This window comes from Pseudofrankia asymbiotica, assembly GCF_001983105.1.
Classification (GTDB): Bacteria; Actinomycetota; Actinomycetes; order Frankiales; family Frankiaceae; genus Pseudofrankia; species Pseudofrankia asymbiotica.
Genome location: NZ_MOMC01000015.1, coordinates 24,858 through 38,097, shown reverse-complemented (window position 1 = coordinate 38,097; position 13,240 = coordinate 24,858). Strand labels below are relative to the sequence as shown.

The 13,240-nt window shown below is 70.6% G+C and carries 12 protein-coding genes and 1 pseudogene; 9 read left to right on the top strand and 4 right to left on the bottom strand.

Going from position 1 to position 13,240, the window contains the following annotated elements; all coding sequences use genetic code 11:
• Window positions 1–77 precede the first annotated feature (77 nt).
• A complete protein-coding gene (locus BL253_RS08100; protein ID WP_158230338.1) occupies window positions 78–2,429 on the top strand; it encodes an FUSC family protein in 2,352 nt (783 codons plus the stop codon).
• Window positions 2,430–2,557: 128 nt separating this feature from the next.
• On the opposite strand, the gene BL253_RS08095 is transcribed toward BL253_RS08100, so the two are convergent.
• Window positions 2,558–3,382: a spermidine synthase gene (locus tag BL253_RS08095; protein ID WP_076815086.1), complete on the bottom strand. Its 825-nt coding sequence runs from the start codon at window positions 3,380–3,382 to the stop codon at window positions 2,558–2,560.
• Window positions 3,383–3,489: 107 nt separating this feature from the next.
• Between BL253_RS08095 and BL253_RS08090 the strand changes: the two genes are divergently transcribed.
• From BL253_RS08090 to BL253_RS08080, 3 genes are all read left to right on the top strand, one after another.
• On the top strand, window positions 3,490–5,190 hold the full coding sequence (locus tag BL253_RS08090) for a DEAD/DEAH box helicase (protein ID WP_076815084.1): 1,701 nt from the start codon (window positions 3,490–3,492) through the stop codon (window positions 5,188–5,190).
• A gap of 313 nt (window positions 5,191–5,503) precedes the next feature.
• Entirely contained in the window at window positions 5,504–6,226 is a 723-nt protein-coding gene (locus BL253_RS08085; protein ID WP_076815082.1) for a helix-turn-helix domain-containing protein, read from the top strand.
• Between the two features lie 53 nt (window positions 6,227–6,279).
• On the top strand, window positions 6,280–6,939 hold the full coding sequence (locus BL253_RS08080) for a dihydrofolate reductase family protein (RefSeq protein WP_076815080.1): 660 nt from the start codon (window positions 6,280–6,282) through the stop codon (window positions 6,937–6,939).
• A 235-nt stretch (window positions 6,940–7,174) separates the two neighbouring features.
• On the opposite strand, the gene BL253_RS08075 is transcribed toward BL253_RS08080, so the two are convergent.
• Window positions 7,175–7,798, bottom strand: a complete 624-nt coding sequence (locus tag BL253_RS08075) for a 5'/3'-nucleotidase SurE (protein ID WP_076815078.1) — start codon at window positions 7,796–7,798, stop codon at window positions 7,175–7,177.
• A gap of 20 nt (window positions 7,799–7,818) precedes the next feature.
• Here BL253_RS08075 and BL253_RS08070 point away from each other — a divergent pair, with 20 nt between their 5' ends.
• On the top strand, window positions 7,819–8,163 hold the full coding sequence (locus BL253_RS08070; RefSeq protein WP_076815076.1) for a hypothetical protein: 345 nt from the start codon (window positions 7,819–7,821) through the stop codon (window positions 8,161–8,163).
• Window positions 8,164–8,203: 40 nt separating this feature from the next.
• Here the strand turns inward: BL253_RS08070 and BL253_RS08065 are convergent, their stop codons facing one another.
• Entirely contained in the window at window positions 8,204–8,737 is a 534-nt protein-coding gene (locus BL253_RS08065; RefSeq protein ID WP_198946211.1) for a CGNR zinc finger domain-containing protein, read from the bottom strand.
• A gap of 122 nt (window positions 8,738–8,859) precedes the next feature.
• On the opposite strand from BL253_RS08065, the gene BL253_RS08060 reads away from it, so the two are divergent.
• Entirely contained in the window at window positions 8,860–9,657 is a 798-nt protein-coding gene (locus BL253_RS08060; protein WP_076815072.1) for a class I SAM-dependent methyltransferase, read from the top strand.
• Window positions 9,658–9,744: 87 nt separating this feature from the next.
• Complete coding sequence (locus BL253_RS08055) at window positions 9,745–10,212, top strand: MFS transporter (RefSeq protein WP_338013700.1); 468 nt, start codon at window positions 9,745–9,747, stop codon at window positions 10,210–10,212.
• A gap of 65 nt (window positions 10,213–10,277) precedes the next feature.
• On the opposite strand, the pseudogene BL253_RS08050 reads toward BL253_RS08055, so the two are convergent.
• Window positions 10,278–10,481 (bottom strand): annotated as a pseudogene (locus BL253_RS08050) (IS6 family transposase); the annotation flags it as partial.
• A 170-nt stretch (window positions 10,482–10,651) separates the two neighbouring features.
• Between BL253_RS08050 and ligA the strand changes: the two are divergent.
• Both ligA and BL253_RS43530 read left to right on the top strand, forming a co-directional pair.
• Window positions 10,652–12,649 (top strand): NAD-dependent DNA ligase LigA, encoded by a 1,998-nt coding sequence (ligA, locus tag BL253_RS08045; protein ID WP_076815069.1) that lies wholly within the window; start codon window positions 10,652–10,654, stop codon window positions 12,647–12,649.
• Between the two features lie 105 nt (window positions 12,650–12,754).
• Window positions 12,755–12,931, top strand: coding sequence for a hypothetical protein (locus BL253_RS43530; RefSeq protein ID WP_241834617.1), 177 nt, complete (start codon window positions 12,755–12,757; stop codon window positions 12,929–12,931).
• Window positions 12,932–13,240: the final 309 nt, after the last annotated feature.

Sequence of the window (13,240 nt, the reverse complement as noted above, 5' to 3'; positions counted from 1 at the left end):
CTGATGATCCGACGCCGTCCCCGGTGAGCCGGCATGCTTCCGGTCCGGGACGGCCCGCGGCACGTGGGGGGGTTGTGTTGAGCCTCAATGAGGCCCGGCTCGACGTACCGACCGCCGTCGCTCCGGCCCGCCCGGCCGAGCGGCTGCGCGAACGCTGGCTCGACCGTTTCCTCGGTTCGGACCCCGGTCTCAACCGCTTCCGGATGGCGCTGCACAGCATCATCACGATCGGCCTGATCATGGTCGCCGAGTGGCTGTTCGTGCGCACGACCCACGCTCTCCAGATCCAGACCCACGGCGCCGTGCTGTCCGCGGAGAAGGCCGCCGTCGTCGCGACCGCCAACCATCAGTACCTGGTCATCGCGATAATCATGGGGGCGATGATCGGCATGATCTCGACCTTCGGTGTGATGGACGTGACGGCGCGTGGGCAGCTGGTGTCCATGCTGCTCCTGCCCGTCCCCCTGATCCCGATGCTCGTGGTCGGCATCTCCCTGTCCGACCACCGCGTGATCTCGCTGGTGGTGATCGCCGCGAGTCTCGCGGTCGGTACCTACTGCCGGCGCTTCGGTCCCCGGGGCTTCCTCGTTGGCATCCTGCTCTTCCTCGGCGACTTCCTGGGCTTCTTCATGGGGAACGCGATCAAGCTGAAGGACATGGGCTGGGCGAGBGCCGAGATCGGCGTGGGCCTGGTGGTCGCGCTGATCGTGCGGTTCACCCTGTTCTACCCGCGTCCCGCCAAGGACCTGCGGCGCAGCCAGCGCTCCTACGCCGCCCGCGCCCGCAAGGTGGCGAAGCTCGCGCTGGAGCTGTTCGACGATCCCGAGCACGACGAGCGGCGGGCCCAGCGCCTGCAGCGGCAGCTGGTCCGGCTCAACGAGTCCGCCCTGATGATCGACGCGCAGTTGGGCGACCCGGCCGCGACGGCCGACGGCTCCTCCGGCAGGCTGCTGCACGAGCTGCTGTTCGACGTCGAGCTGGCCCTGACCAACATGGCCCGCTTCGCCCAGGCGATGACCCGGCTGGACCTTCCCGCCGACCAGCGGGCCGAGGTCCGCGCCGCCCTGAACGGCATTGTGACCCGGGACCGCGGGGCGGCCAACGCCCACGCCCAGGCCCTCATCGAGCGGCTGCGGACCGTCGAGGCCGACCCTCTGGCTGACGCCCAGGATCGCCGGGCGGTCGTCGTGGTGCACCGCTTCGCCGGATCGGTGATCGCGCTGACCGTGGCGATGACCCAGTGGCTCGCCCTCGGCTCGGCCCCGGCACGCGACGACGAGGCGCCCGTGTTCCGGCCGTCGGTGACGCTGTTCGGCGGCTGGCTGCCGGGATCCGCGGTCAGCAGCGCCATGGCCTCGCTGGAGAGCGGCGCCCATCCGGTCGACCGCGTCCGGCTCAAGCCGCACGTCCGCGTGGCGATCCAGATGGGGGTGGCGGTCTCCGCCGCGATCGTGCTGGGCGACCTGCTGTCCGGACCCCGGTTCTACTGGGCGGTGATCGCCGCGTTCATCACCTTCATGGGTGCGAACACCTCCGGCGAGCAGGTCCGCAAGGCGCTGGCCCGCGTCACCGGCACCCTGGTCGGCGTTCTGATCGGCTCGCTGCTGGCCAACGCCGTCGGTCATGACGCGGCGCTCTCGATCGCCGTCATCCTGGCCTCGCTGTTCTTCGGCCTGTACATGATGCGGATCAACTACGCCTTCATGGTGATCGGTATCACCGTGATGGTCTCCCAGCTGTACGTCCAGCTCGACGAGTTCTCCAACTCGCTGCTGCGGCTGCGACTGGAGGAGACGGCACTGGGCGCCGGGGTCGCCATCGTCACGGTGCTGGTGGTGCTTCCGCTGCGGACCAAGCACGTCCTGCAGGTCGCGCTGCGCGGTTATGTGCAGGCGGTCCGCGTCCTTGTCGAGCACGCCACCGGCCGCCTCGTCGGCGACCCCGCGTGCGACGACACGGCGCTGCGGGCCGACGCCCGCACCGTCGACGCCGCCTACCAGACCCTCGTCGCGACCGCCCAGCCGCTGCGCCGCACCCTGTTCAGCGATCTGGACGAGCGGGTCGGGGAGATGATGCGCCTCGTCACCGCCTCGCGTGGCTACAGCCGCAACCTGGTGYACGACGTCGAGAAGATCGGCCTGCTCGACCTCGACAGCCGGCGCGAGATCAAGGGCGCGGCCGCGACCCTGCACGGGTCGCTCGACGTCATCGTGGCGGCCCTGCTCGGGGACGGCCGCGACGGAACCTACACCCGGTCGTCCGCCCTGTTCGACCGGGCCGAGCGCCGCAGCGAACGGCAGGCGGGCACCATCCACGACGGCCAGYTCGCCCTGCGCGACCTCACGCTCATCGACGGCGCCATGGCCCGGCTCGCCGAGACGATGTCGCTGCGGATCGCCGACTACGACACCGCCGCCCGCACCGCCTGACAGCAACGCCGCCTGACAGCCGTGCCGCGTCGATCGCGGGCAGGGTTCTCTCCAACTGCCCGGACCCTGTGGCATGACCTTTGTGTCACCGGACTGCGTAGCGGGACGATCACGGCGCGCGGCGCCCGTCAGCCGACCCGCCACAGGTTGTCCGGCGGGGCGGGCGAGAGCGCGCAGTCCGCGTCGGTGAACGGCGCCGCGCCGCCAACGAAGTGGTCGAGGGCATCGCCGGCGAGCACCTTCTGAGGTAGCAGCGCCCTGGCCGCCGCCTGGGCGACCGGGACGACCGGCAGCTCGCCCCGCGTCGCGGCCAGCACGACGTTGCCGAATCGGCGTTCCTTGAACACCGCCGGATCGGCGCGCAGCAACGCCTTCGGCAGGACGGTCCTCGCCGCCGCTGTCACCCGCCGGACGTAACGCCCTCCGCCCCGCCCGCCGTCAGGCAGATTCGCCAGCACGACCCCGGCCGGGCGCAGCACACGCGCCACCTCGGCGAAGAACTCCGCGGTCGTCAGCGTCGCCGGCACCCGCCCGTCGGCGAAGGCGTCGACGACGACCACGTCGGCCGTGCCGTCCCGTAGCGTGCGGACCGCCGCCCGTCCCTCGTGCGGGATGAGGCGGATCCGGTGCCCTGGCGGAAGCGGCAGCCGCGCCCGCGTGAGCGCTGTCACCTCCGCGTCCGGTTCGAGCACGAGCTGGGGCGAGCCCGGCCGGACGTGCGCGACATACCGCGCGAAGGTGCAGGCCCCGCCGCCGATGTGCGTCACCGACAGCGGGCCGGCTGGCAGCGCGTCGACCACGTCGGCGAAGCCCTGGATGTACTCGAAGTCCAGGTAGGCCGGGTCGCGCAGATCGACGTAGGACTGCCGGACCTGGTCCATCAGCATCAGCCAGCCGCCGGGACGGTCATCGTCGGCCAGCAGTTCGAGCCGCGGTCCGCCCTCGCCACCCATCCGCCCACCGTAAATGTGCCTTACCGGCTGGGTGGTGCGCGGGGGCCGGCCCGGCCGCCTGGGCGCCGGTCTCACCGGGCTGCCGCGCGGGAACCGTATTCTCAGGTGTGACCGAGTCCGAAGACCAGCAGACGTTCCAAGACCTCGGGCTTGGCACCGCGGTCCTGCGAGCCCTCACCGAACTCGGCTACGAGGTGCCGTCGCCGATCCAGGTCGGCACGATCCCCGCCCTGCTCGCGGGCCGCGACCTCGTCGGCCTCGCCCAGACCGGGACCGGCAAGACCGCCGCGTTCGCTCTCCCGATCCTGTCCAGGATCGACGTGCGCAGCACCTCCACCCAGGCGCTTGTGCTCGCCCCGACCCGGGAACTGGTCCTGCAGGTCGCCGAGGCGTTCGGCCGGTATGCCCAGCACCTCACCGGCCTGCATGTGCTGCCCGTCTACGGAGGGCAGGCCTACGCTCCCCAGCTCGCCGGGATCCGCCGCGGCGCGCAGGTCATCGTCGGCACTCCCGGGCGGGTTATCGACCACCTGGAACGCGGGACGCTCAATCTGGGCGGCCTGCGCACGCTGGTCCTCGATGAGGCCGACGAGATGCTCCGGATGGGCTTCCAGGAGGAGGTCGACCGGATCCTCGCCGACACCCCCGACGCCAAGCAGGTCGCGCTGTTCTCAGCGACGATGCCCGCGCCGATCCGCCGCATCTCCCGGCAGTACCTGCGCGACCCGGTCGAGATCACCGTCAGGGCGCGGACCGTCACGGCCGCGAATACCCGGCAGCGGTTCCTGACCGTCGCCGGGCCGCGCAAGATGGACGCGCTCACCCGGTTCCTCGAAGTCGAGCCGTTCGAAGCGATGATCATTTTCGTGCGGACGAAGTCGGCGACCGAGGACGTCGCCGAGCGGCTGCGCAGCCGCGGATTCGCCACCGAGGCGATCAACGGCGACCTCAGCCAGCCGCAGCGAGAGAAGCTCATCGCCCAGCTCCGCGACGGCACTCTCGACCTGCTCGTCGCCACGGACGTCGCCGCCCGCGGCCTCGACGTCGAACGGGTCACCCACGTCGTCAACTACGACATCCCCACCGACCCGGAGTCGTACGTCCACCGCATCGGCCGTACCGGCCGCGCCGGGCGCAGCGGTGAGGCGCTGCTGCTCGTCACCCCCAGGGAGAAGGGCCTGCTCGCCGCGATCGAGAAGGCGACCCGCCAGCCGCTCGCCGAGATGGAACTGCCCACCGCGGCGGATGTGAACGCCCAGCGGGTCGCGAAGTTCCACGACGCGATCACCGCCGCGCTCGACGCGCCAGCCCACGCCGTGTTCAGGGACCTGGTCCTTGGCTACACCCACGAGCACGACGTTCCGCTCGCCGACATCGCCGCGGCGCTGGCCGTGATGACCCGCCATGAACAGGGAGAGTTCCTCCTCCCGCCGGACACCGCCCCGCCTGCCCGCGAGAGGCCCGCCCGCGGCGCGGGCGGGCCGCGGCCGGTCTATGCCACCTACCGGATCGGGGTCGGGCATCGCCAGCGGGTCACCCCGGGCCAGATCGTCGGGGCGCTCGCCAACGAGGGCGGCCTGGACCGGGCGGACTTCGGCCGGATCGACATCCGCGCCGACTACAGCCTCGTCGAACTTCCCACCGACCTGACCAAGGACACCCAGCAGGCGTTGACCCGCACCCGCATCGCCGGCCAGCCCCTCAACCTGCGCGCCGAACGGCCGAGCCGGGAATCCGGTGCGCGACTCGGCGTCGGCCGCCGAGGAAAACCCGCCCCCTCCGCCCGCAGGACACGCCACCCCGCCTGACATCACGCCTGACGTCACGCCGTAGACGCCGTCAGAACATCAGGGCGTTCCACATGATCGGACGGTCGGGCCGCCGCGCGCCACCCCGACGCGACCGAGCTTGGCGGACACCGACACGACACGGAGAGACGCGTTCCGGCGGGCAGGCTGACGCCGTCTCTGGACCGAACGGTCTGGGGACGGTGATGTGAGAGGGTCGGCTGCCGGTCAGACAGCCGCCGTCATGCTGCGCCGTGAGCGACATGGCGGCGAGGCCCCGGCCGGTGGCGCGTCGGGTGCCAGGTAGACCGGCGCCGGTCTACGCTCAGGCGCGGTGACACTGGAGTTCGAGCATCGCGGCGCGGACAGCGCCTTCGTCGACCGCGTCTGGCGCGGCAGAAGCGGCGGCGCCGAGGAGACGATGGTCTCCGCGGCGCGCACCTGCTGGCATCTGATCGTCTCACGCAAGGACGGGAAGCTTCTCGCGGGACTGCGCGGACCGGAGCTGCGGGCGACGACCGCGCCGGTGCCGCCCGGTACCGAGTACCTCGGAGTCCGCTTCGCCCTTGGAACCGTGCTGCGGCCGAACCCGGCGGCCCTGATCGTCGACGGATACGAGCCATTACCTGTGACGGGCTCGGGAAGAATCATCATCGGCGGCGAGGACTGGGAAACGCCGACGTACGAGAACGTCGAGCAGTTCGTCGCGCGGCTGCGGGACGCGGGCCTGCTGACTCGCCCCCGGCTTGGGGACGAGCACCGCGAGGCCCGCGAGGAGGCGCCGACCGCTCGGACGCTTCAACGTCGCTACCGCGCCCTCACCGGGCTCTCGCGAACCGCGGTACGGCAGATCGACCGTGCGAACGCCGCCGCCACGATGCTTCACGCGGGCCGTGACTGGCGGGCCGTCGCCGGCGATCTCGGCTACTTCGACCAGGCGCACCTCGGGCACGCCCTGCGCCGGTACATCGGGCGCACCGCGAGCGAGCTGCGGGTGGGCGAGACGCCCGAGCCGATGTCGTTCCTGTACAAGACCGCGTCCAGCCCCGGCAGCTAGCGTCCCGGTGCCGGCACCGGCAAGCCCCGTGCGCACCACCTGGAGGACGACTCGTGCTGCTCAGCGTCAACATCTTCGTCAGTCTCGACGGYGTCATGCAGGGCCCTGGAGCGCCCGACGAGGACCGGACCGGCGGGTTCGACCGCGGCGGCTGGCTCGTCCCCCACGCGTCTGCGCACACCAGCGAAGTCGTCGAGGACTGGTTCCACCAGGCCGGTGCGTTCCTCTTCGGGCGCACGAGCTTCGAGATGCTCCGCGACCACTGGTCCAGGGTCACCGACCCCGACGACCGGATCGCGACCAAGCTGAACACCCTGCCGAAGTACGTCGTCAGCTCGACTCTGAGCGACGACGAGGCCGGCTGGGCGCTGGCCACGGTCGTGCGCGGCGACGTGGTCGACGAGATCCGGCGCCTCAAAGCGCTCCCAGGCGGCGAACTCCAGGTGCACGGCAGCTGGAGGCTCGTCCAGACGCTGCACGAGGCCGGGCTGGTCGACGTCTACCGCCTGCTCCAGTATCCGGTTGTCATCGGAACAGGGAAGCGGCTTTTCCCCAATGGATCGACCCCGGCAACGTTCACGGTCAAGGAACAGACCTCGCGTGTACTACCCGGCGGTGTCGTCGCCCTGACGATCAGCCCCGCGGCCTTCGGGGCGATCTCGGCCGGCGTCTACACCGTCGACAACGGCCGCTCGGTACCGGTCATCGGCTGAAGCACGCCCGACGTCGGGAAGTGCCCAGCGCCGCTCAGCGCGCGGGCGAGAGCACTGTGGAACGGGTGCGGAAGCGCGAGCAGGAGCCGTCAAGTACCGACACCAGGCGTCAGGGATGGACCGTGAAGACCCCTGCGGCTGTTGACACCGCAGCATCCTCCGGTCCGCCCCGACACCGAACGACAGTAACTGTCCGTGACTCTTAAATCGGTGGTGTTTTGATAGCGGAGGCAGGTCATGGCCGTACGGCGCCGGTATCCCTCGGACCTGTCGGAGCGGGAGCAGGACTGCTCGTTCCGATGGTTCGCGTCGTCAGCCGAGTCATCATCGGTGTCAGTTCGACAATGGCTCGTAGTGGCTGATCAGGTGGTCGATCGCGGGGGCCAAGCTCAAGCCCGGGTGAGGGTGGCGTATCCGGCGTTGAACGCGCCGACCTCGTCGCTCGGCTTGTTCGTGGAGGTGCAGTCTGGTTCTGTCGTGCGGCGGCTGGGTCGGGGATCCGCGGTTCGGTGTCGACTTCGAGCAGGCCGCGGACCTTGCCACCGGCGAAGCAGTTGGGGACGTTGAGGTTGGACACCGTGGTCTGGCGGGGCTTGGTGTCGGAGAGCAGGCTGGCACGGTTCTTGGTGATCCAGTCCTGGACCAGTGTGACGGCGGGGGTGTAGTCGTAGGTGTCGCCGAGGCCGAGGCTGACGGCGAGGGCGGGGATGCCGCGTTGGGCGGCGGCGCGGGCGGCGCCGACGGTGCCGGACTCGTCGACGTCGGGGCCGAGGGACTGGCCCTCGTGGATGCCGGCGATGACGAGGTCGGGGTGCATGCCCAGGTCGTCGAGGGCGACGTTGACCGCGTCGGCGGGCACCTCACGCGGGACACGATGTCGTGATCCCGCAATTCGTCGGTAGGCTGCCCTTCATCGAGCAGCTTGATGAGCTCGCCCGCGAAACCGGTGCCGAATTTCACGAAATCACCCTTCTCGACAGCAAAGAGAATGTCCTGCGCCGGTTCCAGGAACGCAGCAGCAGAGCCGCCGACCCGGCGCATGTTGAAGCCCAGATCCTGCTGGACCGTAGCGGAGGCATGGTCGAGTTGTCCCAGAGGTATGATCGGGTGGCACGTGTTGACGGCATGGTGCGTCGTCATGTCCTCGACTTCGTCGCCGTGCGTGCGCCCCGGGTGCACGGAAGTTACGCGGCGCTCGGGCGGACAGCCCGACCGTGGGGGTAGCCCGGCCGGGGCCGCTCGAGACATCGCCCGCCCGGTGGTCTCACTCGCCGGCCGCAGCCTCCCGCCTGGCCTCGCGGAAGGCAGCGGCCTTGATCCTGTTCTGGCACGCCGTCGAGCAGAACCGCTTGCTGCCGTTGCGTGAGGTATCCACGTAGACCCGGTCGCAGTGCGCTGCGGTGCACACCCCGAGCCGGTCGACGTGCTCGCCGCCGACCACGATCGCTAGCGCGGTGGCGTAGCCGGCTGCCCAGTTGTCGGCCAGGGACCGCTCGTCCGCGGCGTGAAAGTGGATGTGCCATGCCTGCCCGTCGTGCCGTTGCAGCGACGGGTGCGCGCCAGTGGCCTTGAGCATGCCGTTGACCTGGCGCGCGGCGGCGTCGATGTTTCTGGCGGCGATCGCGGTGAAGACCGCGCGCAGACCGACCGCGACACCGGCGAACTCGTCCGCTTCCGCCTCGGTGGTCACGGCCTGGCTACGGCCCTCGAACAGGGTGTTGAGCTGGGCGATTCGCTCGGTTCCCGCGGGCGGCAGGTACGCCCTGCCGCGTCTCTCTCCCTCGGTCAACAAGTTCACCAGGGCGACCGCGATCCCGACGACCGCATCCGTGTGACTGCTGAAGTTCACTTGACCAGTTACCGCCCTCGTCCTACCGTCGTCACTGTCGAACCAACAATAGCCAGTCACCTGGGGCTTGTATGTCAGAACTGACCGAGCTCGACCCAACCACCGCCCGCGACTGGGTTGCCCGCTGGGACCGCCAGCAGGAGACCTACCTCGCCGACCGGGAAGACCGGTTCACCGCGGTGATCGACGCGGTGGACGCATCGGCCGGCCGGCCGGACCCGCTGGTGCTCGACCTCGGCGCCGGGCCGGGCTCCCTGTCGGTGCGCCTGCTGCGGCGGCTCCCGCAGGCCACGGTGATCGCGATCGACGCCGACCCGGTCACGCTGGCCCTCGGCCGTTCCGCCTACGGCGACGTCGCCGGGCTGCGCTTCGAGGACCTCGACCTGCGGACGCCCGGATGGGTTGCCGGCCTCGGCCTCGAGGCCGGCAGGAAAGTAGACGCAGTCGTGTCCAGCACCGCCCTGCACTGGCTGGGCTCGGCCGAGCTCCGTGACCTGTATGCCGCGCTGGCCGCGCTCCTGCGCCCAGGCGGGCTGCTCCTCGACGCCGACCACCTGCGGCTGGACGAGGCAGACAGCCCGGTCCTGTCGTCGCTGGAGCAATCCCTGGAGGAGCGTGAGGCGCTCCGGCGCCTCCCCGACGGCCCCAGCGGCCAGGCAGAGGACTGGGACCAGTGGTGGCAGGCGGTGTCGGCGCATCCCGCGCTGGCGCCCGCTGACACGGAGCGCGTGCGGCGCGAGCTGGTCCATCCCGTACGAGACGGCAGGAAGCTCGCCGTGCACACGGCCGCGCTGCACGCGGCAGGCTTCGCCGAGGTCGGAGTCATCTGGCAGCGCGGCGCAAGCCGCCTGCTAGCGGCCGTCCGCTAACTCAGGCGGCGCTCCAGGACGACGCAACGCCACCCTGCACCGGCTTTCCCACGATCCGTCGCGGAGACCCTCCAGGCGCGTACCCGGCTGCGGGCCGGACGGATCGCGGTCGCGGGCGCGCTGCTCGCCGCCATCGGCACGATCATGCTGACCCACCTGGTCACCGACGAGCCGCGGTTCGTGGCCGCGTTCCTGCCGACCTGGGTGGTCCTCGGCCTGGGTTACGGCCTGGCGGTGCCGACCGCGATCACCCGGGCCACGGTCGGCCTGCCACCGAAGGACTCCGCGACCGGCAGCGCGATCGTGACGATGGCCACCCAGCTCGGCTCGGTCATCGGGATCAGCGTCCTGGTCGCGATCCTGGGCCGCGCCTCCGGCGCGGCGAGCCACGCGGTCTTCCAACACGCCTGGTACGTGTCGGCCGGAGCACTCGTGGCGGCGGCCCTCGCCTCGTTCGGCCTGGACTCGCCAGCCACAGCGCCGTCCCGACCCGACCTCCCACCGGCCCGAGCGAGTGCCGCCGACGCCAACGATCCGGAGGCGGCCCGGCTGTGAGGACACCGCCGGCTCAGGCCGGCTCGGTGTCCACGGCCGCCAACGCGGCGGGCGTGGACACCGAGCCGGTGGCGACACGGCCGGGCGGCGTCGATCAGCAGCGGCGTGAACTGACGAACCCGGCGGTAGATCGTGACGTGATCGACGTCGAGGCCGCGTTCGGCCAGCAGCTCCTCGACGTCCCGGTAGGACAGGGCGAACCGTGGATACCAGCGCACTCCAAGAACGATCACCTCGGGCGGGAATCGGAACCCGGCGAACTCCGACACCGGGGCCGCGGACGAGGGGGGCAGCGAGACACCACTCGATCATGCCTCGACCACCGAGGTCGACCAGGGCATCGACCTATGCCTCAGCGCCTCCTCGATCCGCCCGCGAGCCCCGGGGCTGGCGGCTTGAGCGGACGATATGTCGGTGGGCGACGGTAGCGTTCTGCGCCGTGGACGCCGGCAAAAGGATCCAGGAACTCGCCGACCAGGTCGTGGCGCTGCGTGACGGCTACTACCGGGGCTCGCCGTTGGTCGCGGACACCGAGTACGACGTGATCGAGGAGGAGCTGCGGGGGCTGATCGACGCGAACCCGGAGTTGACGCCTGACCCGAATCMGCTGGAGCAGGTGGGCGGGCCGACGGTCCTGCACGCGCCGATCCGGCACTCGCGCCCGATGCTGTCGCTGGAGAAGGCGACCCGGCTCGAGCAGGTCGCGGCGTTCTTCGATCGCTTTCCCGGGCAGCAGGTTGTGATCATGCCGAAGCTGGACGGGCTGTCGCTGGCACTGGTCTATCAGGACGGACGGTTGACGCGGGCGATCACCCGGGGAGACGGTACGACGGGCGATGACGTGACCGTTCTGGTGCGGGCGCTGRTCGACGGGGTGGCGGAGCGGATCACTGCCCGGGGCCGGGTCGAGGTACGCGGCGAGGCGGTGATGCGGCGCTCCACGTTCGCCGCCTACAACACCGCGCACCCGGACCGGCCACTGATCAACCCACGCACTGCCGCCGCCGGCACCCTACGGGCGAAGGATCCCGCCACAGTCGCCGAACGACGCTTGCAGTTCTTCGCCTTCGATCTGGACACCTCAGCCGACCCCGGTGGCGCGGGGACCGATCTGGAGGACGGACTGCGGACGCTCGGGTTCACCGTCGCCGACATGCGCCACTGCGCGGACGCGGACGCGGCGCGGGCGGTGATCGGGGCGATCGAGGAGCGACGCAACGGCCTGGACTACGACCTGGACGGCGCCGTGCTGCGGCTGGCCAACCGGGATGCCTACGCGGCCGCCGGGACCCGATCGAACTCGCCCCGTGGCGCGTTGGCGTTCAAGTTCGCCGCGGAGGAGAAGACGACGGTTCTGTCTGATGTGGTCTGGGACGTCGGCAAGACGGGCAAGATCGCCCCGATCGCGCATCTGCAGCCGGTGTTCGTGGGCGGAACGACAGTCAGCCGCGCGACGCTGGCCAACCAGGAGGTGATCCACGCACGCGGCATCAGGATCGGGGACACGGTGCTGGTGCGCCGGGCCGGCGATGTGATCCCGTTCGTCGCGGGTGTGCTCGACGCGTCCAGACGCACAGGTGCCGAGCGGGAAATCGTGGCGCCCACCGCGTGCCCGTCGTGTGGACACCCGGTGACCGAGCAGGGAAACAGCCGCGAGCTGTTCTGCACCAATATCGCCTGCCCTGCCCAGACGGTGCGGCGGCTGATCCACTGGTCGTCGCGGGCGGCAGCGGACATCGAGGCCGTCGGTCCGGTGTGGATCGAGCGGCTTGCCGAGGTCGGGATCCTCGAGCATCCGGCGGACTTCTACGGCCTGACCAAGGAGACGTTGCTGGAGTTCGACCGCATCGGTGAGGTTTCGGCCGCACGCATGATCGAATCGATCGACGCCAGCCGCCAGGTGGGGCTGCGCCGGGCGTTGATAGGGCTCGCGATCCCCATGGCCTCCGAGGGCACCGCCGCGCGGCTGTGCCGCGCGGGATTCGGTTCGCTCGAGCAGATCGCCGACGCCGGCGAGGAACGACTCATGGCCGTGGAGGACATCGGGCCAAAGGTCGCCGCCTCGCTGACCGTRCACCTGACTCGGCTTCGGCCGCAGCTCGAACGGCTACGGCAGCGTGGTGTCTCCCTGGACGTGCGCACCGAGGACCTCCCGCCGGCCGTCACGTCCGACGCGCCGCTGGCCGGCAAAACGGTCGTCGTCACTGGCGCGATCAGCGACCCACGCTCCGGAGAGAAGGTCCCCCGGCCGACCTTCCAACGGTTGTGCGAGAAGGCCGGCGCGAACATCGCGTCCTCAGTCTCGGCGAACACCGACCTGCTCATCACCGGCGCCGACGTCGGCGTCAGCAAACTCACCAAAGCCGAGAAGCTCGGGGTCGAGGTCATCGACCAGGGCGAGATCTGGCGACAGCTGATCGCGGTCGGCATCGCCTAAACCGCACCGCCTCGGTGTTCTTCGACCTTGTGGGGTGCCAAAAGTCGGCCAGAGCCTCCGACCTGGGACGACGTGGCCACCCGGCCGTCGGCATGATGGTCAACTATGGTCGTACGCCTGCTCTACCTGATCTTCACCCAGGTCTGCGGCAGGCTGACACTGCTCGGCCGTTCGTCCGCGTCCAAGGACATCGAGCTACTCGTACTCCGACTCGACGGCCTGATCAACGACTACGAATCAGCCGCGCAAAACCCCAGGTCAAGGCCGGTGTCCCTGTTCTGACACCCCACACCCAAAGCCAGCGCCGCTGGCGGCACGAACCACGGCGTACGAAGGGTGGCAGCGTTGAGCCGACCACGTGAGCACGACGCGAGCGCCGGCCACCGGGGCCGGGTCCCCGCGACGGGTTCGGCGGCCATAGCGCGAGCCTACCGAGACCGCCCGGCGCCGACCCGGGGACGACGCCGCACGCCCCGAAAGCACCGCCGGTGGGCGACAACTCGGTCCTGACCATGGCAGACCCACAATCGACCGCCCGCCGCTGGCGGCGCGCCCGAACCCGCAGCACTCGTCGTCCAGAAGGTCGAACAC

Bases quoted from the DNA above. Each gene is read 5' to 3' on its own strand.
- BL253_RS08095 (WP_076815086.1), bottom strand. From the start codon at position 3,382: ATGGGTGGCGAGGGCGGACCGCGGCTCGAACTGCTGGCCGACGATGAC.
- BL253_RS08060 (WP_076815072.1), top strand. From the start codon at position 8,860: ATGTCAGAACTGACCGAGCTCGACCCAACCACCGCCCGCGACTGGGTT.
- BL253_RS43530 (WP_241834617.1), top strand. From the start codon at position 12,755: ATGGTCGTACGCCTGCTCTACCTGATCTTCACCCAGGTCTGCGGCAGG.